The sequence below is a fragment of the Neptuniibacter pectenicola genome (assembly GCF_001597735.1).
Lineage (GTDB): Bacteria > Pseudomonadota > Gammaproteobacteria > Pseudomonadales > Balneatricaceae > Neptuniibacter > Neptuniibacter pectenicola.
In genome coordinates, this window is sequence record NZ_LUTS01000087.1 from 1 (window position 1) to 431 (window position 431).

1 protein-coding gene is annotated in these 431 nt (G+C 51.5%); it reads left to right on the forward strand.

The window, feature by feature from the left end; translation table 11 throughout:
- The coding region (locus A3773_RS19825) for a hypothetical protein (RefSeq protein WP_197462847.1) at nucleotides 1-425 on the forward strand (425 nt) is incomplete at its 5' end.
- Nucleotides 426-431: the final 6 nt, after the last annotated feature.

Below are 431 nucleotides of genomic sequence, written 5' to 3' on the forward strand. Positions count from 1 at the left end.
GCCCGCCAATGCCGCCGGGCTCTACCGTTAAGGGGAGGGAGGGAAGGGGGAGAGAAAAAGAAAGAGAGGAGGGAGAAGGAGGAAAGAAGGGAAAGAAAGGAAGGAGAGGAAAAGGGGAAGGAGAGAAGAAGAGAGAAAAAAGAAGGAGAAGGGAAGAAAAAAGGGAGAAAGGGGAGAGAGGAGAAGGGAAGAAAGAGGGGAAAAAAGAGGAGGAAAGGGGGGGGAAAAAGAAAGGGAGAGAAAGGAAAAAGGGAAAGAAAAGAAGAGGAGGAAAGAGGGGAAAGAAAGGGAAAAAGAAGGGAGGAAAGGGGAAGAGGAAGGGGGAGGGGGGAGGGGAGGAAAAAGGGAAGAGGAGAGGAGGAAGAGGGAGGGGAGAAGGGAGAAAAAGAGGAGGAAGGGGGAAGGAGGGTTATCGGTTTTTATGACCTCTG